Annotated in this window: 22 protein-coding genes; 12 read left to right on the forward strand and 10 right to left on the reverse strand. The window is 68.7% G+C overall.

Annotated elements, in window-relative coordinates:
• Position 1 precedes the first annotated feature (1 nt).
• The 9 genes from RHOOR87_RS0115875 (at position 2) to RHOOR87_RS0115915 (ending at position 8,339) form a co-directional block, all read left to right on the forward strand.
• Positions 2–1,300 (forward strand): FAD-dependent oxidoreductase, encoded by a 1,299-nt coding sequence (locus tag RHOOR87_RS0115875; RefSeq protein ID WP_027485569.1) that lies wholly within the window; start codon positions 2–4, stop codon positions 1,298–1,300.
• The gene (locus tag RHOOR87_RS0115880) at positions 1,297–2,097 is read left to right on the forward strand and encodes a DUF1365 domain-containing protein (RefSeq protein WP_051357963.1); all 801 of its coding nucleotides are present in this window, start codon (positions 1,297–1,299) and stop codon (positions 2,095–2,097) included. The genes RHOOR87_RS0115875 and RHOOR87_RS0115880 overlap by 4 nt, the downstream gene beginning before the upstream one ends.
• A gap of 19 nt (positions 2,098–2,116) precedes the next feature.
• Positions 2,117–3,412: a cyclopropane-fatty-acyl-phospholipid synthase family protein gene (locus tag RHOOR87_RS0115885; RefSeq protein WP_027485571.1), complete on the forward strand. Its 1,296-nt coding sequence runs from the start codon at positions 2,117–2,119 to the stop codon at positions 3,410–3,412.
• A complete protein-coding gene (locus tag RHOOR87_RS0115890) occupies positions 3,409–3,969 on the forward strand; it encodes a DUF2878 domain-containing protein (RefSeq protein WP_027485572.1) in 561 nt (186 codons plus the stop codon). The genes RHOOR87_RS0115885 and RHOOR87_RS0115890 overlap by 4 nt, the downstream gene beginning before the upstream one ends.
• On the forward strand, positions 3,966–4,748 hold the full coding sequence (locus RHOOR87_RS0115895) for a DUF1295 domain-containing protein (RefSeq protein ID WP_027485573.1): 783 nt from the start codon (positions 3,966–3,968) through the stop codon (positions 4,746–4,748). The genes RHOOR87_RS0115890 and RHOOR87_RS0115895 overlap by 4 nt, the downstream gene beginning before the upstream one ends.
• Positions 4,745–5,827 carry a cyclopropane-fatty-acyl-phospholipid synthase family protein gene (locus RHOOR87_RS0115900; RefSeq protein ID WP_027485574.1) on the forward strand — a complete coding sequence of 361 codons (1,083 nt, stop codon included), beginning with the start codon at positions 4,745–4,747 and terminating at the stop codon, positions 5,825–5,827. Before RHOOR87_RS0115895 ends, RHOOR87_RS0115900 begins: the two co-directional genes overlap by 4 nt.
• A 35-nt stretch (positions 5,828–5,862) precedes the next feature.
• The gene (locus RHOOR87_RS0115905) at positions 5,863–6,399 is read left to right on the forward strand and encodes a lipocalin family protein (RefSeq protein WP_027485575.1); all 537 of its coding nucleotides are present in this window, start codon (positions 5,863–5,865) and stop codon (positions 6,397–6,399) included.
• Positions 6,400–6,612: 213 nt separating this feature from the next.
• Entirely contained in the window at positions 6,613–6,810 is a 198-nt protein-coding gene (locus tag RHOOR87_RS0115910; RefSeq protein ID WP_027485576.1) for a CsbD family protein, read from the forward strand.
• 200 nt (positions 6,811–7,010) lie between these two features.
• Positions 7,011–8,339 carry a Fic family protein gene (locus tag RHOOR87_RS0115915; RefSeq protein ID WP_027485577.1) on the forward strand — a complete coding sequence of 443 codons (1,329 nt, stop codon included), beginning with the start codon at positions 7,011–7,013 and terminating at the stop codon, positions 8,337–8,339.
• 150 nt (positions 8,340–8,489) lie between these two features.
• On the opposite strand, the gene mnhG is transcribed toward RHOOR87_RS0115915, so the two are convergent.
• Genes mnhG through RHOOR87_RS0115945 form a run of 6 tightly spaced genes read right to left on the reverse strand, consistent with a single transcriptional unit; the run spans position 8,490 to position 14,454 of the window.
• Positions 8,490–8,843: a monovalent cation/H(+) antiporter subunit G gene (mnhG, locus tag RHOOR87_RS0115920; protein ID WP_015446492.1), complete on the reverse strand. Its 354-nt coding sequence runs from the start codon at positions 8,841–8,843 to the stop codon at positions 8,490–8,492.
• Entirely contained in the window at positions 8,840–9,121 is a 282-nt protein-coding gene (locus RHOOR87_RS0115925) for a K+/H+ antiporter subunit F (protein ID WP_015446491.1), read from the reverse strand. The genes mnhG and RHOOR87_RS0115925 overlap by 4 nt, the downstream gene beginning before the upstream one ends.
• On the reverse strand, positions 9,118–9,606 hold the full coding sequence (locus RHOOR87_RS0115930) for a Na+/H+ antiporter subunit E (RefSeq protein ID WP_027485578.1): 489 nt from the start codon (positions 9,604–9,606) through the stop codon (positions 9,118–9,120). Before RHOOR87_RS0115930 ends, RHOOR87_RS0115925 begins: the two co-directional genes overlap by 4 nt.
• Positions 9,603–11,201, reverse strand: coding sequence for a monovalent cation/H+ antiporter subunit D (locus tag RHOOR87_RS0115935; RefSeq protein WP_027485579.1), 1,599 nt, complete (start codon positions 11,199–11,201; stop codon positions 9,603–9,605). The genes RHOOR87_RS0115930 and RHOOR87_RS0115935 overlap by 4 nt, the downstream gene beginning before the upstream one ends.
• The gene (locus RHOOR87_RS0115940) at positions 11,198–11,539 is read right to left on the reverse strand and encodes a Na+/H+ antiporter subunit C (protein ID WP_007508800.1); all 342 of its coding nucleotides are present in this window, start codon (positions 11,537–11,539) and stop codon (positions 11,198–11,200) included. The genes RHOOR87_RS0115935 and RHOOR87_RS0115940 overlap by 4 nt, the downstream gene beginning before the upstream one ends.
• On the reverse strand, positions 11,539–14,454 hold the full coding sequence (locus RHOOR87_RS0115945; protein WP_027485580.1) for a monovalent cation/H+ antiporter subunit A: 2,916 nt from the start codon (positions 14,452–14,454) through the stop codon (positions 11,539–11,541). The genes RHOOR87_RS0115940 and RHOOR87_RS0115945 overlap by 1 nt, the downstream gene beginning before the upstream one ends.
• A 305-nt stretch (positions 14,455–14,759) precedes the next feature.
• Between RHOOR87_RS0115945 and RHOOR87_RS0115950 the strand changes: the two genes are divergently transcribed.
• Complete coding sequence (locus RHOOR87_RS0115950) at positions 14,760–15,425, forward strand: response regulator (protein WP_007508797.1); 666 nt, start codon at positions 14,760–14,762, stop codon at positions 15,423–15,425.
• Positions 15,422–16,834 (forward strand): ATP-binding protein, encoded by a 1,413-nt coding sequence (locus tag RHOOR87_RS0115955; RefSeq protein WP_027485581.1) that lies wholly within the window; start codon positions 15,422–15,424, stop codon positions 16,832–16,834. The genes RHOOR87_RS0115950 and RHOOR87_RS0115955 overlap by 4 nt, the downstream gene beginning before the upstream one ends.
• Positions 16,835–16,841: 7 nt before the next feature.
• Here the strand turns inward: RHOOR87_RS0115955 and RHOOR87_RS0115960 are convergent, their stop codons facing one another.
• The 4 genes from RHOOR87_RS0115960 to RHOOR87_RS0115975 form a co-directional block, all read right to left on the reverse strand.
• Entirely contained in the window at positions 16,842–17,876 is a 1,035-nt protein-coding gene (locus RHOOR87_RS0115960) for a YncE family protein (protein WP_027485582.1), read from the reverse strand.
• Between the two features lie 61 nt (positions 17,877–17,937).
• Positions 17,938–20,997, reverse strand: coding sequence for an efflux RND transporter permease subunit (locus tag RHOOR87_RS0115965; protein WP_027485583.1), 3,060 nt, complete (start codon positions 20,995–20,997; stop codon positions 17,938–17,940).
• The gene (locus RHOOR87_RS0115970) at positions 20,994–22,046 is read right to left on the reverse strand and encodes an efflux RND transporter periplasmic adaptor subunit (protein ID WP_027485584.1); all 1,053 of its coding nucleotides are present in this window, start codon (positions 22,044–22,046) and stop codon (positions 20,994–20,996) included. The genes RHOOR87_RS0115965 and RHOOR87_RS0115970 overlap by 4 nt, the downstream gene beginning before the upstream one ends.
• Positions 22,043–23,458, reverse strand: coding sequence for a TolC family protein (locus RHOOR87_RS0115975; protein WP_027485585.1), 1,416 nt, complete (start codon positions 23,456–23,458; stop codon positions 22,043–22,045). Before RHOOR87_RS0115975 ends, RHOOR87_RS0115970 begins: the two co-directional genes overlap by 4 nt.
• 90 nt (positions 23,459–23,548) lie before the next feature.
• Between RHOOR87_RS0115975 and RHOOR87_RS0115980 the strand changes: the two genes are divergently transcribed.
• A complete protein-coding gene (locus tag RHOOR87_RS0115980) occupies positions 23,549–24,529 on the forward strand; it encodes an IS5 family transposase (protein WP_007509076.1) in 981 nt (326 codons plus the stop codon).
• The last annotated feature ends 146 nt before the right edge of the window (positions 24,530–24,675 follow it).

Here is a 24,675-nt window from a genome sequence, read left to right on the forward strand (position 1 = left end):
CATGCGCATCGCCGTGGTGGGATCGGGCATCGCGGGGCTGGCCTCCGCGTGGCTGCTGTCGCGCAAGCATGAGGTGACCCTGTTCGAGGCGAACGGCTATCTCGGCGGGCACACGCATACGCATGAGGTGGAACAGGCCGGCCAGCGCCATCGCATCGACAGCGGCTTCATCGTGCACAACCCGGCGCACTACCCGCTGCTGACGCGGATGTTCGCGCAGCTGGGCGTGGCCTCGCAGCCGACCACGATGAGCTTCTCGGTGCACAGCGAGGCGAGCGGGCTGGAGTACAACGCGGCCACGCTGGACACGCTGTTCTGCCAGCGCCGCAACCTGCTGTCGCCGCGCTTCCTCGGCATGGTGCGCGACCTTGCCCGTTTCTATCGCGAGGCCCAGGCGCTGCTGTCGCAGCGTGACGACACGACCACGCTGGGCGCCTACCTGGAGCAGCACCGCTACGGCAGGGCGTTCCGCGACGAGCACCTGATCCCGATGGCGTCGGCGCTGTGGTCGTCGCCGCCCATGCAGATCCTGCAGTTTCCGGCCCGCTACCTGGTGCAGTTCATGGCCAACCACCAGATGCTGCAGCTCGGCGACCGCCCGCAGTGGCGCGTGGTGAAGGGTGGCTCGTCGACCTACGTGGCGGCGCTGCGCGCGCACTGGCCGGTACACGAACGGCTGAACTGCCCGGTGTTCTCGATTCGCCGCCACCACGACCGGGTCGAAGTGGACAGCGTCGCCGGCATCGGGCATTTCGACCAGGTCGTGCTGGCCTGCCACAGCGACCAGGCATTGCGCCTGCTGGACGACCCCAGCGAACGCGAGCGGTCGATCCTCGGCGCGATGACCTACCAGGCCAACGACACCGTGCTGCACACCGACGCCAGCGTGCTGCCGCGCCGGCGCAAGGCGTGGGCGGCGTGGAACGCGTGGCTGCCGCGCGATCCCGAAGCCCCCTGCACGGTCAGCTACTGCATGAACCTGCTGCAGGGCATCGACTCGCCCGAACCGTTCGTGGTCACGCTCAATCGTACCGACGCGATCGACCCGGACAAGCTGCTGGCGCGCATGCGCTACCAGCATCCGGTCTACACCCAGGCCGCGGTCAACGCGCAGGCGCGCAAGGCCGAGATCCAGGGCTGGCGCCGCACCTGGTTTGCCGGCGCGTACTGGGGCTGGGGCTTCCACGAGGACGGCATGCGCAGCGCGGTCGAAGTCGCCGCCGCGCTCGGCGTGCGCTGGCCGCTGGGCGGCGGCCCGCTCGAACCGCTCGGAATGCACAGGCAGGAGCTGGCGGCATGACCGTGAAACCCGCCAGCACGCAACCGCAACTGGCCAGCGCGGTGTACGAGGGCGTGGTGCGCCATCGCCGGCATGCGCCGCACGCGCACGCGTTCGACTACCGCATGGCCCAGCTCTATCTGGACCTGGACGAAGTCGAGCAGGTGTTCGCGAACCGCTGGCTGTGGTCCAGCGAACAGCGCAACGTGGCGCAGTTCCGCCGCCGCGATTATCTCGGCCCGGCCGAACTGCCGCTGGCCGAGGCGGTACGCCAGCGCGTCGAACAGGCCACCGGCCATCGTCCGGTCGGGCCGATCCGGCTGCTCACCCACCTGCGTTATGCCGGCCTGGTGTTCAACCCGGTCAGCTTCTACTACTGCTTCGCCGAAGACGGCGAGACCCTGGTGGCCGTGGTGGCCGAGATCACCAACACGCCGTGGAAGGAGCGCCACGCGTACGTGCTGCCGATCGAAGACGCGCAGGTACTCGGTCGCGGCCTGCACTGGAGCTTTCCCAAGACCTTCCACGTATCGCCGTTCATGCCGATGGACTGCGCCTACGACTGGCGCTTCACCGTGCCGGGGGACGACCTGCGCGTGCACATGGACGTGAGCCGCGGCGGCCAGCGCACGTTCGACGCCACCTTGACCCTGCAACGCCGTCCGCTCACTGGCGCATCGCTGGCGCGCGTGCTGTGGCGCTATCCGCTGATGACCGCGCAGGTGGTCGGCGCGATCCACTGGCAGGCGCTGCGGCTGTGGCTGAAGCGCAATCCCGTCCACGGCCACCCTGCGCGGCATTCCCATGATTCAGACTGAAGACGTCCCGAGAGCCGACATGAACGACATCGCCACCACCCTCACGGGCGAGAACGCCCCCTTCGGCGCCATCGACCGCTTCCTGCGCCAGCGACTGCTCGACCGGCTGCGCGGCCTGCGCCACGGCCGGCTGGTATTGCAGGACGCCTGCGGTACGGTCGAGCTGGGCGACCCGGCCAGTGCGCATCCCGACCTGCAGATCCAGCTGCAGGTGCTGGACGCCGAGTTCTATCGCGCGGTGGTGCGCAACGGCAGCGTCGGCGCCGGCGAGTCGTACATGGACGGCCATTGGCGTTGCGACGATCCGGTGGGGCTGATCCAGCTGCTGCTGCGCAACCGCGACCTGCTCGACGGGATGGAAAGCGGACCGGCCCGCCTCGGCGGCATGGCGATGCGCGCCTGGCACACGCTGCGCCGGAACACCCGCGACGGCAGCCGGCGCAACATCGCGGCGCACTACGACCTCGGCAACGACTTCTTCGGCCTGTTCCTGTCGCGCGACCTGATGTATTCGTCGGCGCTCTGGACCGACCCGACCGACACGCTGGAGACCGCTTCGGCGCGCAAGCTGGAGCGGATCTGCCGCAAGCTGGACCTGAAGCCGACCGACCGGGTGATCGAGATCGGCACCGGCTGGGGCGGCTTCGCGCTGTACGCGGCCACCCATTGCGGTTGCCATGTCACCACCACCACGATCTCGCGCGAGCAGCATGCGCTGGCCAGCGCGCGCATCGCGGCCGCGGGCCTGGGTGATCGCGTCACCCTGCTGCTCAAGGACTACCGCGACCTCGACGGCCAGTACGACAAGCTGGTCTCGATCGAGATGGTCGAGGCGATCGGCGCGGCCTACCTGGACGTCTATTTCGAAAAGCTGGGCCGCCTGCTGAAACCGGACGGCCTGGCCCTGCTGCAGGCGATCACCATCGAGGATCACCGCTACGCGCAGGCCTTGAAATCGGTCGACTTCATCAAGCGCCACGTGTTTCCCGGCAGCTTCATCCCCTCGATCAACGCGCTGCTGGCGGCGAAGACCCGCGCCAGCGACCTGACGCTGACCCGGCTGGAGGACTTCGGCAGCTCCTACGCGCTGACCCTGAAAGCCTGGCGCGAACGCTTCATGGCGAAGCTGCCGCAGGTGCGCGCGCAAGGCTTCGACGAGCGCTTCATCCGGATGTGGGAGTTCTACCTGGCCTACTGCGAGGGCGGCTTCCGCGAGCGCTCGATCGGCGTGGCGCATTTGCTGATGGCCAAGCCCGGCCACCGCCGCGCCGCCGTGCTGCCCGGGCTGGCCGCCGACGTCGAGTTGCCGGCATGAGTTTCTGGTCCAGCCTGATCGGCTACCAGGCGGTGTGGTTTGCCGCGGTGATCGGTGCCGGCCACGGCACGGCCTGGCCCGGCGTGCTCGGCATGCTGGTCTACGCGTTGGCGCAGTTGGCCCTGGCGCGGAATATCCGCGTCGATCTCAGCCTTATGGCGGCCGCACTGGTGCTCGGTTTCCTGCTCGACGGCGGGATGATCCGCTATGGCCTGGCCAGCTATGCCAGCGGCTGGCTGAATCCGGGACTGGCGCCGGCGTGGATCCTGGCGCTGTGGATCACTTTCGCGCTGACCTTCAGCCAGTCGCTGCGCTATCTGCAGACGCGGCTGGGGCTGGCGGCACTGCTGGGGCTGGTCGGCGGCCCGCTGGCCTATCTGGGCGCCGCGCGCGGCTGGCAGGTGGTGAGCTTCGCCGAGCCGGCCTGGCGCGGCCTGCTGGTGCTTGCCGCCGGCTGGGCGCTGGCGACCCCCGCGCTGGCCTGGCTGGCGCGGCGCGCCTCGACGTCGTCGCGCACGGCCGCTCCGTCGCGCACGGCACGAGGACATGCCGCATGAATGCCTGCTGGCAACTGCTGATCGTGTGGGTACTCGCGGCGGCCATGATGAGCCTGGGCTGGCGCTGGCAGCGCGCCCACGCCAATGCGGGCATCGTCGACGTGCTGTGGGCCGCCGGCGTGGGCGGCAGCGCCGTGCTGCTGGCCGTCCTCGGCAGCGGCGCACCGTGGACACGGCTGCTGCTGGCCGTGCTCGGCGGCCTGTGGGGCAGCCGTCTGGCCGTCCATTTGTGGCGACGGGTGCGCGGCGAGCCGGAGGACGGACGCTACCGCAGCCTGCGCGCACACTGGCACGGCAGCCAGTGGAGGTTCTTCGCCTTCTTCCAGTTCCAGGCCGTGCTGGTCGTGCTGTTCGCGCTGCCGTTCGTGGCAGTGTCGCGCAACCCGCAAGCTTCCGGCCCGTGGCTGCTCGTCGCCGCCGAGATCTGGCTGCTCGGCGTGGTCGGCGAGTCGATCGCCGACGCGCAACTGGCACGTTTTCGCAGCGACCCGGCCAACCAGGGCCACACCTGCCGCCAGGGTTTCTGGCGTTACTCGCGCCATCCGAACTACTTCTTCGAGTGGCTGCACTGGTTCGCCCATGTCTGCCTCGCCATCGGTTCGCCGATCGCCTGGCTGGCCTGGTCCGGCCCGCTGGTGATGTACGTGTTCCTGCGCTGGATCAGCGGCGTGCCGTACACCGAGGCGCAGGCCTTGCGCAGTCGCGGCGAGGACTACCGCGAATACCAGCGCACCACCCCGATGCTCATTCCCTGGTTTCCCAGGAGGAACGACCGATGAATACCAGCGCCACCGCCATCACCGAACTGCCGGGCGAGCGCCCGGCGCCGGGCCTGCTGGGCATGGCCGAACGTGGCCACATCCCCGATGTCCTGCTGCGCCTGGGCATCCGCCGGCTGTGCGCGCAACGCCTGCGCGAAGAGCAGGCCGGCGGCCTCGACGCCCAGGCCGCACGCTACGCCGAGCGCATCGCGATGCTGCGGCACAGCCCGGTGGCGATCCATGCCGACAAGGCCAACGCGCAGCACTACGAACTGCCGCCGGCGTTCTTCGAGCTGTGCCTGGGCAAGCGGCTGAAATACTCCGGCTGCCACTACCCGCGCGGCGACGAGTCGCTGGACGAAGCCGAGGAGGCCATGCTGGCGCTGTACGGCGAACGCGCCGAACTGGCCGATGGGCAGACGATCCTGGAGCTGGGCTGCGGCTGGGGTTCGCTGACCCTGTGGATGGCCGAGCGCTATCCGAATGCGCGGATCAAGGCCGTCTCCAATTCCAACCAGCAACGGGAATACATCGAGGCGCAGTGCCACAGCCGCGGGTTGTTCAACGTGCGCGTGCTCACCTGCGACGTGAACCGGCTGGAGCTGGAAGCAGCCCGGTTCGACCGCTGCGTGTCGATCGAGATGTTCGAGCACATGCGCAACTACGAGACCCTGCTGCAGCGCATCGCCGGCTGGCTGCGGCCCGGCGGCAAGCTGTTCGTGCACCTCTTCGCGCACAAGACCGCGATGTATCCGTTCGAGACCGCGGGCGACGACAACTGGATGGGCCGGCATTTCTTCACCGGCGGGCTGATGCCGGCATCGGACACCTTGCTGTGGTTCCAGTCCGCGCTGCACCTCGAGCAGCGCTGGCACGTCGACGGCACGCACTACCGGCGCACCGCCAACCACTGGCTGGCCAACCAGGACGCCCACCGCGAGCGGGTGATGAACGTACTCGCCGAAGCCTACGGACGCCAGGCGGCGCCGCTGTGGTTCCAGCGCTGGCGCATGTTCTGGATGTCCTGCGCCGAACTGTTCGGCTACGCGGACGGCCAGGAATGGCTGGTCGCGCACTACCGCTTCGCGCGGCCGTGACTCCACGCCCCTCACCACCTTCGCCCGGAGCGACCATGAAACTTTCGAAGACCCTGCTGCTGGCCTGCGCCGTGCTGCTGAACGCCAGCGCCTGCGCCAGCGAGCTGCCGCCGATCACCCCGGTGGCCCACGTCGACCTGCCCCGCTTCATGGGCAACTGGTACGTGATCGCCAGCATCCCCACCCGCTTCGAGAAAAACGCCTACGACGCGCTGGAGGTCTACACACTCAAGCCCGATGGCGACGTCGCCACTTCGTTCCATTTCCGCGAAGGCAGCTTCGACGGCGAGAAGAAGGATATCCACTCCACCGGCATCGTCAAGCCCGGCAGCGGCAATGCGGTGTGGGGCGTGCAGGTGTTCTGGCCGCTGAAGGCGCAGTACATCGTGGCCTGGCTCAAGGACGACTACAGCCAGGTCATCGTGGCCCGCGATGCGCGCGACTACACCTGGGTGATGGCGCGCACGCCCACCATTCCGCAGGCCGACTACGACGCGTTGCTGGCCCGGGTGCAGGCGCTGGGCTATCCGATGAACAAGGTGCGCAAGGTGCCCCAGCAAGCCCGGCAATGACCGAACAACCCGCCGCGCCCGCCAGGGACCCCCGCCGACGCAGGGCTTCTTGGTTCCGGCGAAGGTCCGATCTCGTGGGCGCGCCGCGCCCTACGATAAACTCCCACGCTCGCGGGCCTACAGCTCAATGGTTAAGGCCGCCATGCGGATAGTGGTCCGCGACGGGTTGCAACGGCACGCCTTGCATCCCTATTCGCAACGGAGTGACACGATATGAACGACGACCGTATCCAGGGCAACTGGAAACAGCTGACCGGCAAGATCAAGGTCAAGTGGGGCGACCTGACCGACGACGACCTGACCCGGGCCGAGGGCAATACCGAATACCTGGTCGGCAAGGTGCAGGAGCGTTACGGCATCGCGCGCGACGGGGCGCAGCGCCAGGTGATGGAGTTCGAACGCACGCTGTAAGTGCCGCGCCCGATCGCATAGGGCCGGCAGCCTCGTCTCGGCCCTGCCGCGTTCAGTCTTTTCGCGTCAGCAGCGGCACCCTGCGAGCCTTCTTAGCGTTCGCAGTCGCGGGACGGCGCGGGCGCCGCGGAGCCGGCGCGTGGCACTGTCAATTTGCTACTAATTCCGCTATTAATTAGTAGCAAATTGACAGGTGCCCCATGAAACTCCCCATGCCACCCCCGGCGCTCGGCGACCTGTTCGAGCGTTCCGACGTCCGCAAGATACTTCTCGGCAAGCTTGGCCCCGAGGTCAAGGGACGATACGAGCACTGGGATCAGCTACGCCATCTCACGCCACCCGAGAACCTGACGCCGGAAGAATGGTGGCTGGGAATCAAGATGGCGCGCCGCGGGCTGCGCCAGGAAATGCCGTTGAAGGACAAGGCAGGCAACCCGTTCACCGTCGTTCTGAGCGACAGCATCCAGCGAAACCTGTTCCTGATCGGCCGTGATGCCGCCGGCGCGCTTCGTGGCCAGGAGGCCTCCCAATCGGAAGTCACCCGCGAACACTACCTCGTTCGATCCCTGATGGAAGAAGCGATGACTTCGTCGCAGCTTGAAGGAGCTGCCACGACCACCCAAGTCGCAAAAGACATGCTTCGCAGCGGGCGAGAGCCGCGGGATTACGGCGAACGCATGATCTACAACAACTACCTGGCCATGCGCGAACTGAAAGCATGGAGGCAGCGGCCGCTGACTCCTGCGGCGGTGTTCGAGATCCACCGCAAGCTGACCGATGGAACGCTCGACGACGAGGGATGCGCGGGAAGGTTCCGGTTGCCCTCGGAAGACATCGTCATCGAGGACGAGACCGGTCGCGTTCTCCACGTGCCTCCACCGGCACGGGAACTCGAGCAGCGCCTGCAGTCCCTTTGCGACTTCGCCAACCAGTCGGACGACAGCGAGCACTTCGTGCATCCGGTGGTCAGGGCGATCCTGATCCACTTCCAGATCGGCTACGACCATCCGTTCGTCGACGGAAACGGCAGGACCGCCAGGACGTTGTTTTACTGGTCGCTGCTGAGATCGGGTTTCTGGATGGCCGAGTATCTATCGATATCGAGCATCCTGAAGCGAGCCCCCGCTCAATACATGCGGTCATACCTGTATACGGAGACTGACGAGGGGGACACCACCTATTTCGTGGCTCACCAGCTGACCGCCATTCTCGAAGCCATCGACGGCGTTCATCGCTACATCACGCGAAAACAGAATGAACAGGCAGCCGCCGCGGCGCTGCTCAAACCCGGCAGCCCGTGGGCTCACCAGATCAATCATAGGCAAAGAGCGCTCCTTCTGAACGCCCTCAAGAACCCGGGAAAGGTCTTCACCATCGAAATGCACCGCAGAAGCCACGGTACGTCATACCAGACCGCCAGGGCCGACCTGCTTGCCCTGGTGGCCGAAGGGTTCCTGCGCCAATCCCGCGAAGGGAAGGCCTTCGTGTTCGTTCCGGTGCCCGATCTCGAAAAACGATTGCATGCATGACCACGGCTTGGCCTCATCACACGCGGGATCGCGCGTGATGAGGCCAGGCGACAGGGTGTTCTAGCGGATACGGCAGGCGGTTCGCCGTGGCATCGGATCGCCGGGCCGGCCCGTTCGCCTCGGTCCGGCTCCGTAAGCGCTCTCGCCCAATCAGTCCCGCGACGTCAGCTGCGGCACCTCCTGCGAGCCTTCCTCGCGGTCGCGGTACAGCGCGGCGCGCACCAGCAGCATCAGGGTGATCGGCGTGGTCAGGGTGAGGAACACGCCGATCAGGATCTCGTAGACGATCGGCCGGCCGTGCAGCACCGAGAAGCAGGTGATCGAGCCGGCCAGCATGAAGAACGTGCCCAGCGTGGTGCCCAGGGTCGGCGCGTGCACGCGCTGGTAGAAGTTCTGCAGGCGCAGCAGGCCGAGCGAGCCGACGAAGGCGAACAGCGCCCCCAGCAGCACGAGGGCCGCCACCAGGATCGCCGCCCACGGCGGCAGGGCGTCGAGGTGGCTCATTCGATCACCTGTCCGCGCATCAGGAACTTCGACAGCGCCACCGTGCCGGCGAAGCCGAGCAGCGCGATGATCAGGCCGGCCTCGACGTAGAGCAGGCTGCCGCTGCGGATGCCGATGGTCAGCAGCAGGATCATCGCGTTGACGTACAGCGCGTCCAGCGCCAGCACGCGGTCCTGCGCGCGCGGCCCGCGCACCATGCGGATGACCGAGAAGCTCATCGCCAGCAGCAGCAGGATCTGCGCGACGAGGATGGCGGCGTGCAGCAGGCCGTGGCTCATTGGAAGATCTCCAGCAGGGGGCGCTCGTAGCGCCGCTTGATCGAGTCGATCCAGCCCGCCTCGTCGACCAGGTCCAGCACGTGGATCAGCAGGATGTTCGCATTGGAGTCGTAGCTGACCCAGATCGTGCCCGGTGTGGAGGTGATGATGCACGCCAGCACGGCGAGGCCGTAGCGGTCGGTGAGGGTCAGCGGGATCGCCACGAAGCCGGAGCGCGTGCGGCTGTCGCGGCGCAGGATGAGCCGGGCCACCGCGAGGTTCGAGCGGAAGATGTCCAGCACCACGCGCAGGAACAACCGGCCGAGCAGCGGATAGTGGCGCAGCCGCGCCTTCGGCGGGCGCAGCAGGCCGAACACCTTCGCCAGCGCGACGCCCAGCAGCGCGCCGAGCAGGATCGTGCCCGGCGCCACGCTCTGCTGCAGCAGCAGCCAGACCGCCAGCAGCAGCGCGGACAGGATCGGGTACGGCAGCCAGCGCCGGATCATGGTGCGGCCTCCCCCGGTGGCAGCACCGCGTGGATGTAGCCGGCCGGCGCATGCAGCTGGCCGGCGGTATCGCGCAGGTAGCGCAGCGGCCGCTCGACCAGCACGGTGAGCAGCAGGCACAGGCCGAGCAGGATCGCGATGGAGGCGCTCTCGACCAGGCGCACCTTCGGGAAGATCCGCTCCGGCTCGACCCAGAAGATCTGGATGCCGGCGCGGCACAACGCGATCACCGTGCAGAAACCGGCCACGACGACCAGCGCGAACAGCACGCCCGCACCGGACCGCGCGCCGCCGTCGAGCATCGGCGCCAGCAGCGCGAACTTGGCCAGGAACCCGGACAGCGGCGGCAATCCCGCCAGCAGCAGCGCGCAGGCGCTGAAGCTCACGCCCAGCATCGCGATCGGCGCGGGGATCACCACCGGCCGCTCGTCCTCCTGCGCGTACAGGCTTTCGTTCGCTGCCGTTTCGCCCGGCTGTTCGTACGGCTCCAGGCTCAGGCTGTCGTCGGTATCGTCGTCGCCGTCGGAGGCGAGCAGGCCGACGACCAGGAAGAACGCGGCGATCGCCAGCGTGGAGATCACCAGATAGGCCAGCGCGCCGGCAGTTACCGCCGGCAGTTGCAGGCCGATCGCGCCGAGCAGGGTGCCGGAGGAGATCAGCACGTTGTAGCCGGCCAGCTTGGCCAGGTCGCGCGCGCCGAGCATGCCGACGGTGCCGGCGACCACGGTCGCCACGCCGCCCCACAGCATCCAGCCGCTGCCGAAGTGGGCGGATGCCGACCCGGCAGCGTCGCCGAACAGCAACAGGCCGAGGCGCAGCAGCACGTAGATGCCGACCTTGGTCATCAGCGCGAACATCGCGGCCACCACCGGCGACGCGGCCGCGTAGGTGCGCGGCAGCCAGAAGCCCAGCGGCCACATCGCGGTCTTGATCAGGAACGCCACGCCGAGCAGCGCCGCGCCCGCATGCAGCAGCGCGCGGGTGCGCTCGGGCACGTGCGGGATCAGCTCGGCCAGCGCCGCCATGTTCAGCGTGCCGGTGACGCCGAAGATCAGGCTGACGCCGAGCAGGAACAGCATCGAGGCGATCAGGTTCACCGCGATGTAGTGCAGCCCCGCGCTGACCCGGCGCGCGCCCGAGCCATGCAGGGCGAGGCCGTAGGATGCCGCCAGCAGTACCTCGAAGAACACGAACAGGTTGAACAGGTCGCCGGTGAGGAACGCGCCGTTCAGGCCCATCAGCAGGAACTGCAGCAGCGGCTGGAAGTGGCCGCCGCGATGCTGCCAGCGGCCCAGTGCGTACGGCAGCAGCGCCAGCGCGAGCACGCTGGCGAGCAAGACCATCAAGGCGGAGAGTCGATCCGCCACCAGCACGATGCCGAAGCGTGCCGGCCAGTCGCCGATGCGGTAGACCGCTGCCAGCGCGCCGTCGGCGGCCACCGCCAGCATCAGCGCGGCGGCGAAGGCGACCAGCGCCGCGCACGAGCCGATGCTCAGCGCCAGCACCGTGCGCCGGCGCTTCTCGCCGACCAGCAACTGCAGCGCGGCGACCAGCAGCGGCAGCACGATCGGCGCGATGATCAGCTGGCTGCTCACGGCGTGCCGTCCTCGCCGTCGACGTGGTCGTTGCCGGTCAAGCCACGCGAGGTCAGCAGCACCACCAGGAACAGCGCCGTGGTGGCGAAGCCGATCACGATCGCGGTGAGCACCAGCGCCTGCGGCAGCGGGTCGGCGTACTGCGCGATGTCGCCGGCCGCGCCCTGCAGCACCGGGTCGGCGCCAGTGCGCAGGCCGCCGATCGAGAAGATGAACAGATTCACCGCGTAGGAGATCAGGGTCAGCCCAATGATCACCTGGAAGGTGCGCGGGCGCAGCAGCAGCCACACGCCGGAGGCGGCGAGAATGCCGATCGCGGCAGCAAGGACCAGTTCCATCAGCCCGGCCCTCCCGCCGCGGCTGGCGCATCCGCCAGCTGGCGCGGACGGCGCAGCGACTGGTGCGCCAGCGCGATCAGCATCAGCGTGGTGGCGCCGACCACCACGCTGAACACGCCCAGGTCGAACAGCACCGCCGAAGCCAGCGGCAACCTGCCCAGCACGGGCAGCTCCGCGTAGTGGAAATACGAGGTGAGGAACGGACGGCCAAACGCCAGCGAAGCCAACCCGGTCGACACCGCCAGCAACAGGCCCGCGCCGATCCAGCGCACCGGCAGCACGTGCAGGCGCGATTCCACCCAGCGCGCGCCGCGCGCCATGTACAACAGGATCAGCGCCACCGCCACGGTGATGCCGGCGACGAAGCCACCACCCGGCAGGTCGTGCCCGCGCAGGAACAGGTGCAGCCCGAACAGCAGGATCACCGGGAACATCAGCTGGATGATCAGGCCCGGGATCATCAGGTAATCGGTCAGCGAATGGTCGGGCGCGCGGCCGGGCTGGTCCGCGTCGGGCGCAGCCTGCCGCTGTTGCTGCAGCGGCGCGCTGATGCTCTCGGCGGCCGGGCGGAAGCGGCGCAGCAGGGCGAACACGGTCAGCGCCACGATCGCCAGTACGCTGATCTCGCCCAGCGTGTCGAAGCCGCGGAAGTCGACCAGGATCACGTTGACCACGTTGCGGCCGCCGCCCTCGGTATAGGCGCGTTCGAGGAAGAAGTGCGAGATCGAGTCGGCCACCGGATGCATCATCGCCGCGTAAGCCAGGCTGGCCACGCCGAGGCCCACCACGATCGCGATGAAGACGTCGCGCCAGCGGCGGAAGCGGTGCGCGCGGCTCTCCGCCGCCAGCCCCTCGATGCGCTTGGGCAGCCAGCGCAGGCCGAGCAGGATCAGGATGGTGGTGACCACCTCGACCAGCAGCTGGGTCGCCGCCAGATCCGGCGCCGACAGCCACACGAAGCTCACGCACGACACCAGCCCCGCGCCGCCGGTGAGCACCAGCGCGGCGAGGCGGTGGAACTTGGCCTGGCTCGCCGCGCCGATCGCGCAGGCCGCGCCGAGCAGCCACAGCAGCGCGAACGCCGGGTCGACGCTGGACCAGCGCGGCCGGAAGCCGAACGGCACGCTGGTCGCGGCCAGTGTGCCGGCGACCAGCGCCAGCAGCACGATCCACAGCAACTGCGACTGCAGCCGACGGCTCGGGTAGCGGCGCTCGATCCGTTGCGGGATATCCGCGGCGAACACGGCCAGCGCGCGCTCGAAGAGGCGCTTGCCACTGAAGCGGCTGGTCAGCGGCGCCGCCTCGATGGCATCGAAACGGCGACGCAGGCTGACGAACAGCAGGCAGCCGGCCACGAACGCGAACACGCTCATCAGCAGCGGCGTGGTCAGCCCATGCCACACCGCCAGGCTGTAATCCGGCAGTTGGCCGGCGCCCAGCACCGAGCTTGCCGCCGCGCGCAGCGACGGGCCGATCACCCGCGCCGGCAGCATGCCCACCAGCAGGCAGGCCAGCGCCAGCAAGCCGATCGGGAAACGCATCCACAGCGGCGGTTCGTGCGGTTCCCGCGGCAAGCCGGCGGGCACGCGGCCGAAGAACACGCCACGCACGAAGCGGATCGAATAGGTCACGCCGAACGCGCTGGCGGCCACCGCAACCACCACCGACACCAGGTCGAGCAACGGACCCTGGCGGGTGGCCAGCGTCTCGGCGAAGAACATCTCCTTCGACAGGAAACCGTTGAGCAGCGGCACGCCTGCCATCGCCGCACCGGCGATCAGCGCCAGCGTTGCGGTGACCGGCATGAAGCGGCGCAGCCCGCCAAGCTTGCGCAGGTCGCGCGTGCCGGCCTCGTGGTCGACCGCGCCGGCAGCCATGAACAGCGAGGCCTTGAAGGTGGCGTGGTTGACGATGTGGAAGATCGCCGCGACCACGCCGAGCGCGCTGCCCAGGCCGACCAGCATGGTGATCAGGCCCAGGTGGCTGATTGTCGAATAGGCCAGCACGCCTTTCAGGTCCTGCTCGAACATCGCCGAGTACGCGCCCAGGATCAGCGTCACCAGGCCCACCCCGCCGACGACCCAGAACCATTGGTCGGTGCCGCCCAGCACCGGCCAGAAACGCACCAGCAGGAATACGCCGGCCTTCACCATCGTCGCCGAATGCAGATACGCCGACACCGGCGTCGGCGCCGACATCGCCTGCGGCAGCCAGAAATGGAACGGGAACTGCGCGCTCTTGGTGAATGCGCCAAGCAGGATCAGCAGCAGCGTCGGCGTGTACAGCGCATGCGCGCGCACCGCGTTGCCCGCGGCGAGGATCGCGTCGAGGTCGTAGCTGCCCACCACGTGCCCCAGCAGCAGCACGCCGGCGAACAGGCACAGGCCGCCGCCGGAGGTGACGATCAACGCCATCCGCGCGCCGTCGCGCGCCGACGCGCCGTGGTGCCAGTAGCCGATCAGCAGGAACGAGAACAGGCTGGTCAGCTCCCAGAAGAACACCAGCTGGATCACGTTGCCGGACATCACGATGCCCAGCATCGAACCCATGAACGCCAGCAGCAGCGCGAAGAAGCGCGCCAGCGGATCGTCCGGCGACATGTAGTAGCGGGCGTACAGGCCCACCAGCGTGCCGATGCCGCAGATCAGCAGCATGAACAGCCAGCTGAAGCCGTCCACCCGGAACACCAGGTCCAGCCCCAGCCCCGGCACCCACGGGATCACCTGGCGCAGCACGTGGCCGGCGGCAATCGTCGGGTACAGCCACAGGGAAAGCAGCAGACCGAGCAGCGCCGTGGCGGTCATCAGCCACGCCGCCAGATTGTGGCCGCGACCGCGGCCGCGCAGCAGGAACACCACGACGCTGGCCGCGAACGGAAGGCAGATGATGGCGCTTGGCAGGGCGTTGTCAGGCATCAGTCACTGCGCTCGGTCGAAAGGTTGTCGGTGTCTCCGGCAACCGGGGCGGACACCCCGGCACTTCATGAGCGTTCGCACGCCTCGGCGGATGCAACGCCTGTGCGTACCCTGGCGCGGGCAATCATTGCGATCGCCCGAATGACCTCACACCGCTTCGTTCGATTCTATAGGCCGGCCCGACCGGTCGGCAAACGCACGGCGCAAGGGCGGCCAGCGGGTTTAAGCACTTCGTAAGCGGATGCACGGATAATCTCCCCACGAGTCGCGCCGCCCCGCGGTTCCCGCGATCGAAGGAGTTGTCCGTGCACATCATCCTGGTCGAGGACGATCCCCAGCTCGGCGCGGCGATCCAGCGCGCGCTGGAGCGCCTCGCCTATACCGTCAGCTGGCTGCGCGACGGCCGCGAGGCGCTGCTCGCGCTGCGCGACCAGACCGCCGACCTGATCCTGCTCGACCTCGGCCTGCCCGGCAAGGACGGGCTCGACGTGCTGGTCGAGGCCCGCCGCCTGCACGTCAGGACCCCGGTGCTGGTGATGACCGCGCGCGATACGCTGGACGACCGCGTGCGCGGCCTCGACGCCGGTGCCGACGATTACCTGGTCAAACCCTTCCACCTGGAGGAACTGGCTGCACGCATCCGCTCGCTGACCCGGCGCGCGCAGGGCCTGGCCGCCAACCGCATCGATGCGGGTGCGTTGAGCCTCGACCTGGGCACCTCCGAGGTGAGCTTCCGCGGCGAGCGGGTCGAGCTGACCAAGCGCGAGTTCGCCCTGCTGCAGATCCTGATGGAACGCGCCGGCCGGCTGGTGCGCCGCGAGAACCTGGAGAACTCGCTGTACGGCCTCGACAACATGGTCGGCTCCAGCGCGCTGGAGGTGCTGGTGCACACGCTGCGCCGCAAGCTGAGCTTCGACACCATCCAGACCGTGCGCGGCTTCGGCTACATGATCCCGCGGGAGCCGAAATGAGGTTGGCGCGCCTGCTGAAGCCGGCCAGCCTGCATGGCCGGTTGCGCCTGCTGATCATCCTGGTGCTGCTGGCGGTGCTGCTGCCGCTGGGCGTGCTCAGCTTCCATCGCACCATCACCGAGGTCGACGAGCTGTCCGACGGGCGGCTGGCGCAGTCGGCGCGGACGCTGCAGGTGCTGATCGAGCATGCCGACGTGCAGGCCCTGCAGGGGCGCGACGAGGCGGACACGCTGGTGCCGATCGAAGCCGGCCGCAGCCACCCGCCGAAGCGGCACCGGAACACCTACGAGTCCGAGGTCGGCTTCCAGGTATTCGACGGTGCCGGGCGCACGCTGCTGGCCACCGCGAACCTCGCCGCCATGCCGCCGCCGGCGGCCGGCGACGCGGACTTCCAGGACCTGCAGCAGGGCGGCTACCGCTGGCGCGTGTTCACCCTGCGCGACATCGTCGACGGCATGGTGATCCGCACCGGCGAACGTTACGACAGTCGCCACGACATCATGCACGCGGTGTGGCTGGAGCACAGCCTGCCGCTGCTGATCGGCCTGCCCCTGCTGGCCCTGCTGGTGGGCTGGGCGGTGCGGCGCGGATTGCGTCCGCTCGAAGTGCTGACCCGCGCCCTCTCGGCCCGCGAGCCGGGCAGCCATGAGCCGGTGCAGCTGCCCGCTGCGCCGCTGGAATTGCAGCCGGTACTGGCCGCGTTGAACGGCCAGCTGGCGCGACTGGAGGATGCGCTGGAACGCGAACGGCGCTTCAGCGCGGACGTGGCGCACGAACTGCGCACGCCGCTGGCCAGCGCCATGATCAATCTCGAAAGCGCGATGGCCACCACCGATCCGGCCGAGCTGAAGACCGGCCTGGGCAGCGCGCAGCACGGCATCGCCGGGCTGGCACGCCGGATCGAACAGTTGCTGGCGCTGGCCCGGCTGGAAGCGGGCGCGGCGTCGAGCCAGCGCAGCCGCGTCGACCTGGTCGCCGTAGCGATGGGCGTGATCGAGGAACTGTCGCCGCTGATCGCCGACAGCGGCGTGGAGCTGAGCTTTGCGCGGCTGACGCCGCAAGTGTCCGTGCAGGGTTACGAAGCCGCCCTCGCGGCCCTGCTGCGCAACCTGCTCGAGAACGCGCTGCGTCACGCCTCGGCCGGCGGCCAGGTGCAACTGTCGATCGAACAGGGCGAACACGCCGCGCTGATCGACGTGATCGACGACGGCCCGGGCATCCCGGCCGAACGCCGCGCCAGCGTGTTCGCCCGCTTCCATCGCGAAGCCGTCAGCCACGGCGACGGCTACGGCCTGGGCCTGTCGATCGTGCAGCGCGCGGCGCAGCTGCACGACGCCACCATCGAACTGCTCGACTCGCCTTACGGTAGCGGCCTGCGCGTACGCGTGGCGATTCCGTTGCGGTCCTGAGACCGGCTCAAGGCCGCCCGACGATGAGGATGCCGAAGCTGTCCGGCTCGATCGTGCGGCGGCCGTTGGCCTGCCGGGTGGCGCCCAGCCGCGCTGCGGAGAGGTACAGCCGGTGCAGCTTCGGATCGAGCGCGAGCGTGCGCGCGCTGGCCTGGGTGGGAACGGTCGCGGTCACGCGGTAGTGGTCCGGATCGTCCTCGTGCACCGCGGTGAGCGTGCCGCTCCCGCCATTGGCGCTGTAGATCATCGCCTCGGCCGGATCGAACACCACGCCATCCGGACCATCGCCGATCGGCACCTCGGCCACGCGATGGCCGTCGAGCGCATCGAGCACGGCCATCGTGCGGTTGTCGCACACCGCGAACAGCCGATGGTGCGCGTTGTCGATCGCCAGCCCGCTCGGCGATTCGCACGACGCCAGCGGCCACACCTGCAGCACCTTGTCGCGGAGCGAATCGAGCTGGACCAGCTCGGACTTGTCCTCGATGTTCACGTAGACATGGCCGGCGCCATCGGCCACCGCGAACTCCGGCTTGCCGGGCAGCGCGATGCTGCCGATCACCGCGTTCTTCGCCGGGTCGATCACGCTGGCGCTGGCGCTCCTGCCGTTGAAGGTCAGCACGTGGTGCGAGGCGCCGTCGTACAGGATCGCATCGGGATTCTGGCCGGTGCCGCTGATCGTCGCCACCGTCTTCAACGAAGCCAGGTCGAACACGGTCACCGAGGCGCTCCTGCCGTCGCTGACGAAACCGCGATGCAGGTCATCGGCCAGCGCAATACCGTGCACGCCTGCGGTGCCAGCGATCATGCCGATCTGCTTGCCGGCACCGACGTCGATCACCAGCACGCGGTCGCCGCGGCTGACGAACAGGTGCCGGCTGGGCGCATCGAACGCCAGATAGTCCCAACCGCCCGGGCCGCCCAGCGCCAGTCGCGACAGCAACCGGACGGCCGGCGGTGGCGAGGCTGCCGCGCTTGCCAGCGGGACCGTGGCCAGCGCCAGCAGCGCAACGGGCAGCAGCTTGCGAATCAGTCGCGGCATGGTCGGCACCTTGGATGAAGAGGGACGGCGGCCAGCATGTGCGCGATCGCTTATGCGCGCCTTAGCCGGCCGGTTCTTGCGCATCGCGGCGGCGCAGCAGCGCGTACAGCACCGGCATCAGCAGCAGCACCAGCGGCACCTGCACCAGCAGGCCGGAGATGATCGCCACCGCCAGCGGCTGCTGCATCTGCGAGCCCCCGCCGAGCGCCAGCGCCAGCGGCAGCAGGGTGAGCATCGCGGCCAGCGTGGACATCAGGATCGGCCGCGTGCGGTGCCGGCCGGCTTCGTGCAGCGCCTCGTGCAGCGGCATGCCGGCGGCGGCCTGTTCGAGTTCGGAGAAGTAGAAGATCGCCACTTCGGTGACGATGCCGACGATCATCGTCATGCCCATCATCGCCGAGATGTTGAGCTCGATGCCGGTCAGCCACAGCCCGGCGAACACCGCCGGGATCGCCAGCAACGGCATCGCCAGGATCACCAGCGCGACGCGGAAACTCTCGTACAGGAACAGCAGCAGGGTGAACACCAGCGCGATCGCCGCCAGCAGCACGATGCTGAGGCCGCGGAACGCCTGCTGCTGTTGCTGGTACAGGCCGCCGAGCTGGTAGTACATGCCCTTGGGCAGCAGGCCGGGCCGGGCCAGCACGCGCTTGACGTCGGCGATGGTGGCGCCGAGGCTGCGCCCGCTGATGCGCCCGGTCACCGCGACCATCCGCTTCAGGTTGTCGCGGGTGATCTGCGGCTGGCCCTGCACCTGTCGCAACGTGGCCACCCGCGACAGCGGCAGCAGGTGGCCGTCGCCGGCGCGGATCGGCAGCGCGGCGACCTGTTCCAGCCGCTGATGCGTCGCGGCCGGCAGGCGCACGCGCACACCCACCAGCTTGCCGTCGGTGGGAAGTTGCGCGGCCACGGTGCCGTCGATCGCCGCGGCGACCTGATCGGTGATGCTGGCCGGGTCGAGCCCTTCCAGCGCGGCCCGATCCGGATCGACCTGCACGGTCAGCGCATCGCCGGCCGGATTGATGCCGTTGCGCACGCCGACCACCCCGCCGATCCTGCCGACCGCCGCGGCGACCTTGCCGGCGGTGGCGGAAAGCTGCGCCGGGTCGTCGCCGTACAGCTGGATCTCGATCGGTTGCGGCACCGCCACCAGGTCGCCGATCAGGTCCTCCATCAGCTGCGACAGCTCGATGTCCAGCCCCGGCACATTCTTCTCGACCTCGCCGCGCACCTGCCCCATCACCGCCTCGGTATCCGGGCGCGAACCGCTTTTCAGGCGCACGAAGAAGTCGCCCTGGTTCGCCTCGGTGAGGCCGCCGCCGAGCTGCAGGCCGGTGCGCCGCGAGTAGGTATCCACATAGGGATTCGCGCGGATGATCGCCTCGACCTGGCGCAACAGCCGGTCGGTTTCCTGCAGCGAGGTGCCCGGTGGCGACAGGTAGTCGAGGATGAAACCGCCCTCGTCCATCTGCGGCATGAAACCGGTGCCCACGCGGGTGAAGGCCAGGCCGCCGACGAGCAGCAACGGCAGCACCAGCAGCAGCACCAGCAACGGCCGCCGCAGCCAGCGCTGCAGGATGTCCTGGTAGCCCTGCATCATGCGCCGGGTGAAACGGCCCGGCGGATGCTCGGCGCGATGACGCTCGTCGAGGAAACGCTCGGCCAGCAGCGGCACCGCGATCCAGGTCAGCAAATACGAAATGACCAGCGCACTGGCCATGGTCAGCGACAGCGCCTTGAAGAACGCGCCGGTGACCCCGGACAGGAACGCCAGCGGCAGAAAGATCACCACGGTGGCGGCACTGGAACCGGTCAGCGGGCGGGTGAACTCCCACGCCGCGGCGGCGATGCGCTCGTGCACTTCGCCTTCGCCTTCATCCGGACGCAGCCGGCGCATGATGTGTTCGAGCATCACGATCACGTCGTCGATGATCAAGCCGACCGCCGCGGCCATGCCGCCCAGCGTCATCATGTTGAAGCTCATGCCGAGCACCGACAGCAGCAGCACGGTGATCGCCAGCACCGCCGGCACCACGATCAGCGCGACCAGGATCACCCGCGTGTTGCGCAGGAACACGAACAGCACCAGCCCGGCCAGCACGATGCCGATCAGGATCGCATCGCGCACGCTGGCCGCCGCGCCGGTCACCAGCTGGGTCTGGTCGTACCAGTTGGCGATGCGCACGCCGGTCGGCATCTGCGGCGCATAGTCGGCCAGCCGCTGCTTCACTTCCCGTGCGATCTGCACGCTGTTGCCGTCGGGCTGCTGGTAGACCTGCAGCAGCACCGCGTCCTGGCCATCGGCGTTGACGCGGATCCACTGCGGCACGTGGTCGAGACTGACCGCGGCCACATCGCCCAGCCGCACCGCGCCGCCGGGGCCGGCGCGCAGCACGATGCCGCGCAACGCGGCGAGCGTCTTCGGCTGGTTGTCGGCCAGCAGCAGGTACAACTTGTAGTGATCGGCGACGCGGCCCATCGCCTGGATCGTCGCCGCATGGCTGACCGCCGCGGTCACGTCGGCCAGGCTGAGCTGCAGCGCGCGCAGCTTGCCCGGATCGACGTCGGCGTGGAACTCGGCCACCTCGCCGCCCTGCACCTGGACCTGGGCCACGCCGACGATGCCGCTCAGCAGCGGACGCAGCTGGTACTCGGCCAGGTCGTGCAGCGCGCTCGGCGACTGCGTGTGCGAACGCAGGCTCCAGGCCAGCACCGGAAACGTGGTGGGGTCCATCCGCCGCGTGCTCAGTTGGGTGCCGGTCGGCAGCTGCGGCAGGATCTGCCCGACCGCCGCATTCACTTCCTGCAGCGCGCCGGCCATGTCCGCGCCCCAGTCGAAGGTCACCGCCACCTCGGCGCTGCCGCGGCTGGTGGTGGAGCGCACGTCGCGCACGCCGCGCACATGGCGGATCGCCTCCTCCACCGGCGTGGTCACCTCGATCGCCATCTGGTCGGCCGGGCGGTCGCCCGCATCCAGCGACACCTGCACGCGCGGAAACGCCACGTTGGGAAACAGCGCCACCGGCATCAGCAGCGCACTGGCGATGCCGCCGATCGTCAACATCAGGGCGAGGAACAGCAGCGAACGCCGATGCCGCTGCATCCATGCGGTGACGCTCACCGGGCGGACTCCCGCACCGCATCGCCGTTGGCCAGTTCGTAGGCGCCGAGCACGATCACCTTCGCCTGCGCATCGAGCGGACCCTCCACGCCGACGGGATCGCCCTCCGGGCTGCGCAGCGTCACGTCGACGCGTTTGGCGTGGCCATGCACCGCCTGGAACAGGTAGTCGCCGTGTTCGTCGTGCAGCACCGCCGCACGCGGTACCGCCCACGCGCTGAAATCGGCCGTGCGGATCTGCGCCTCCAGCGCCGCGCCGGCGACCAGCGCGGCGCCGGCCCCGGCCGGCAGTTCGACTTGCGCGCCGAGCAGATGGGTCTGCGGGTCGATCGACTGGCCGATCATGCGCAACGTGCCCACGAAAGCGGCCTGGTCGCCGTACACGCTGCGCAATTGCACCGGCATGCCGGCATGCAGCTTCGCGCCGTCTTCCGGCTGCACGCCGAGCTGCGCGACCAGCGCATGCGCCGGGGTGAAGCTCAGCAACGGCGCGTTCGCGGCGAAGCGCTCGCCCAGGCCCACACTGAGTGCGTTGACCACGCCATCGGCCGGCGCGCCGACGGTTTCCTGCGCGCTGCCGCCGCCGAGCGCGCGCTGCGCCGCCAGCGCGGCCTGCGCGTCGGCCAACGCCTTGCGCGCGGTCGCCAGTTGCGACTGCGTGGCCAGCCGTTGCACCGCCAGCTGCTCGGTGCGATGGAGTTCGCCGCTGGCCAGCTCCAGCGCACTCTGCGCCTGCTGGTACGCGCTGCGCGCGGCCGGATCGGGAGCGATCGTCAGCAGCGGCTGTCCGCGCCGCACGCTCTGCCCGGCCGCCACATCCAGCGCCACGACCTGGCCGCCATGCGCGAGGCTGATCGCACGTGCGTGCTGCGGATCGCCCGCGGCGCTGCCCCACGCCTCGACGTTGTCGTGGAAGGTCCGCTGCACCGGCGTGGCGGTGGTCACCGCCACCTCGCCCTTCGCCGCGGCCGCTTCCTCGTCATCGGCGGCGCCGTGGCTGCACGCGGCCAGCAGCAGGCACAACAGCGGCAAGAGCAGCGATCGGTTCATGGCGTGGGCGCCTGCGGGGAAACGGGATGGGTGGCGATGTCGACATCGGTGTTGCCGAGCAGCGCTTCCAGCGCGATCGACTGGGTGGCCTGCTGCTGTTGCACGGCGAGCAGGTCGAGGTCGGCGGCCAGCGACCGGCTGCGGATCGCCAGCCAGGTCGGCCAGTCCAGCAGGCCTCGCCGCCACGCCGGTTCGGCCGCGCGGCGGGCGTCGGCCAGCTGCCTTGCGTGGGCGGTCAAGGCGTCGCGTTGCCGACCCAGCGTGGCGAGATCGGCGGCGAGCCGCTGCATGTCGCTGCGCGTGGTCAGCACGCGCGACGCGTAGTCGTCCTTCAACTGCTGCCGGGTCGCCCGCTCGATCGCGATGTTGCCGCGGTTGCGGTCGAACAGCGGCAGCGTGACGCCGACGCTGAAACCGTGGGTGTAGACGGCGCTGGTGTCGCGCGCGCTGTTGAAGCCGATGTTCAACGCGGGAAACTGCGCCCGCACCGCGCCGCGCAGTTTGGCTTCCTGCGATTGATAGCCTGCCTGCAGCGCCAGCAGGTCCGGCCGACGACGCGGCAGGTCGGCCAGCGCCTGCTGCAACTGTGCCCCCGTGGGCGCGACCCGGTACGGCGCGCCGACCAGCTCCAGCGGTGCGGTCGGCGCCAGCCCGAGCAGCACGTGCAGGTCGCTGTCGGCCTGGTGCAGGGCGACCGCGTTGTCGGCCCGCTGCTTGCGCACGTCCGCGGCGGCGTTGAGGCCGGCGCTGGCGCTGTCGTAGGTGAGGTTGCCGGCGGCCAGCGCGGCATGAATGTAGGGCGTGACCTGCTCCAGCGCCGCCTGCTCGCTGGCCAGGCGGGCCTGTTGCGCGCGCAGGTTCAGCACCTGGTCGAACAGCAGCCGCGCCTGCGCCACGGTCTGCCACTCCGCCCACAGCAGCTCGAGGTTCACCTGCCCGGCCTGGCTGCGCGCCGCCGCCTGGCGCGACGAACGCGTCAGCAGGGCGCCGATGTCTTCGCTGAGGCCGAGGTTGAACGCCGTGGTCAGACCGCCGCCGGAGTGCTGCGGAAAATCCTCGCCCAGGCTCAGTTGCGGGTCGGGCAGCAGTCCGGCCGCAAAGGCCTGCGCGCGGGCCACGCCCAGTTCGTCGCGCTTGAGCTTCAGCGCCGGGCTGTTCGCCACCGCCAGCATCGCCGTCTCGGTCACGTCCAGCCCGTCGGCGGGATCGAAGCGATGCGTCGCCAGCGACGGCGGCATGTCGGCACCGGGTGCGACGAGTTGCGCCACGCCGGCCGCGCCCGCGCCCCGGCCCAGCGGCAACGGCGCGTAGCGGGCGCAGGCGGACACGATCAGCGTGACGGCGACGACACAGGTCAGGCGCAGGCCGGATCTCGTCGCGGGGGAATGTCGCTGGTGGACGGCATCATGCATGCTGCCATTCTGGAAGCTGCCGCTTAGGGATGCTCTGATTTATTCCCGATCTGCGGCATCATAGCGACAGACCTCAGGAAGCACCCGTCGATGAAGCAACGTTCCTTTGCCTCGCTCAGTTTCGAGTCCAAGAAGAAGCCGACGCGGCGGGAGAAATTTCTTGGAGAGATGGACAAGGTGGTGCCGTGGGAAGCGCTGTTGGCGTTGATCGCACCCGCCTATCCGACGTCTGGCCGACGTGGCCGACCGCCCATGCCAGCAGCGACCATGCTGCGCATCCACTTCATGCAGCAATGGTATGCGCTGAGCGATCCTGCGATGGAAGACGCGCTGTATGAGATCGAGTCAATGCGGCGCTTCGCTGGGTTGGAGTTGAACGAGGAGGCGATCCCGGATGAGACAACGATTCTCAAATTCCGCCGGTTTCTGGAACAGCACGGCTTGGCGGTTCGGATTCTCGAAACGGTGAACTCCTACCTCGGTAAACAGGGCTTGCTCTTGCGTCAGGGCACTATCGTGGATGCCACGATCATCCAGGCTCCGTCGTCGACGAAGAACCGCGACAAGCAGCGCGACCCCGAAATGCATCAGACGAAGAAAGGCCAGCAGTGGTACTTCGGCATGAAAGCGCACATCGGAGTGGACGTTGAATCGGGCTTGGTGCACACGGTGACCACCACACCAGCAAACGTGGGTGACGTGACGGAAGTAGACAAGCTGCTGCACGGCAAAGAGAAGACGGTGTACGCCGATGCCGGTTACCAGGGTGCCGAGAAGCGAGCAGCCAAGCGCGGTCGCACTTGGTACATCGCTGCCAAACGCGGCAGCGTCAAGGCGATGCCCGAAGGTGAGTTGAAGGAAGCGGTGAAGCACACCGAACACATGAAGGCAGCGGTTCGTTCCAAGGTAGAGCACCCGTTCCGGGTGGTGAAGCGCCAGTTCGGCTATCAAAAAGTGCGTTTCAAGGGACTATTCAAGAACACCGCGCAGGTACTGACGTTGTTCGCACTCTCAAATCTTTGGATGGCACGGCGAACGTTGCTGACTTCCGTAGGGGAGGTGCGCCCGTGAGGCACCCAATCATGGTGATTCGGCGCAAAACGGCACCGTGACAGTGCTGGAACTGCTCAAAAGTCATCTTTCTATGTAACAAGACCGGAAGTTTTGGCACGGCCGTCTGGACGGCTGTTTCGAACTTCATTGATCAGAGCATCCCT

The organism is Rhodanobacter sp. OR87 (assembly GCF_000473345.1).
Lineage (GTDB): Bacteria > Pseudomonadota > Gammaproteobacteria > Xanthomonadales > Rhodanobacteraceae > Rhodanobacter > Rhodanobacter denitrificans.

Bases quoted from the DNA above. Each gene is read 5' to 3' on its own strand.
- RHOOR87_RS0115905 (WP_027485575.1), top strand. From the start codon at position 5,863: ATGAAACTTTCGAAGACCCTGCTGCTGGCCTGCGCCGTGCTGCTGAAC.
- RHOOR87_RS0115915 (WP_027485577.1), top strand. From the start codon at position 7,011: ATGAAACTCCCCATGCCACCCCCGGCGCTCGGCGACCTGTTCGAGCGT.
- RHOOR87_RS0115910 (WP_027485576.1), top strand. From the start codon at position 6,613: ATGAACGACGACCGTATCCAGGGCAACTGGAAACAGCTGACCGGCAAG.
- RHOOR87_RS0115890 (WP_027485572.1), top strand. From the start codon at position 3,409: ATGAGTTTCTGGTCCAGCCTGATCGGCTACCAGGCGGTGTGGTTTGCC.
- RHOOR87_RS0115980 (WP_007509076.1), top strand. From the start codon at position 23,549: ATGAAGCAACGTTCCTTTGCCTCGCTCAGTTTCGAGTCCAAGAAGAAG.
- RHOOR87_RS0115880 (WP_051357963.1), top strand. From the start codon at position 1,297: ATGACCGTGAAACCCGCCAGCACGCAACCGCAACTGGCCAGCGCGGTG.
- RHOOR87_RS0115930 (WP_027485578.1), bottom strand. From the start codon at position 9,606: ATGATCCGGCGCTGGCTGCCGTACCCGATCCTGTCCGCGCTGCTGCTG.
- RHOOR87_RS0115895 (WP_027485573.1), top strand. From the start codon at position 3,966: ATGAATGCCTGCTGGCAACTGCTGATCGTGTGGGTACTCGCGGCGGCC.
- RHOOR87_RS0115970 (WP_027485584.1), bottom strand. From the start codon at position 22,046: ATGAACCGATCGCTGCTCTTGCCGCTGTTGTGCCTGCTGCTGGCCGCG.
- RHOOR87_RS0115945 (WP_027485580.1), bottom strand. From the start codon at position 14,454: ATGCCTGACAACGCCCTGCCAAGCGCCATCATCTGCCTTCCGTTCGCG.
- RHOOR87_RS0115875 (WP_027485569.1), top strand. From the start codon at position 2: ATGCGCATCGCCGTGGTGGGATCGGGCATCGCGGGGCTGGCCTCCGCG.
- RHOOR87_RS0115975 (WP_027485585.1), bottom strand. From the start codon at position 23,458: ATGCATGATGCCGTCCACCAGCGACATTCCCCCGCGACGAGATCCGGC.
- RHOOR87_RS0115940 (WP_007508800.1), bottom strand. From the start codon at position 11,539: ATGGAACTGGTCCTTGCTGCCGCGATCGGCATTCTCGCCGCCTCCGGC.
- RHOOR87_RS0115885 (WP_027485571.1), top strand. From the start codon at position 2,117: ATGAACGACATCGCCACCACCCTCACGGGCGAGAACGCCCCCTTCGGC.
- RHOOR87_RS0115955 (WP_027485581.1), top strand. From the start codon at position 15,422: ATGAGGTTGGCGCGCCTGCTGAAGCCGGCCAGCCTGCATGGCCGGTTG.
- RHOOR87_RS0115960 (WP_027485582.1), bottom strand. From the start codon at position 17,876: ATGCCGCGACTGATTCGCAAGCTGCTGCCCGTTGCGCTGCTGGCGCTG.
- RHOOR87_RS0115900 (WP_027485574.1), top strand. From the start codon at position 4,745: ATGAATACCAGCGCCACCGCCATCACCGAACTGCCGGGCGAGCGCCCG.
- RHOOR87_RS0115925 (WP_015446491.1), bottom strand. From the start codon at position 9,121: ATGAGCCACGGCCTGCTGCACGCCGCCATCCTCGTCGCGCAGATCCTG.
- mnhG (WP_015446492.1), bottom strand. From the start codon at position 8,843: ATGAGCCACCTCGACGCCCTGCCGCCGTGGGCGGCGATCCTGGTGGCG.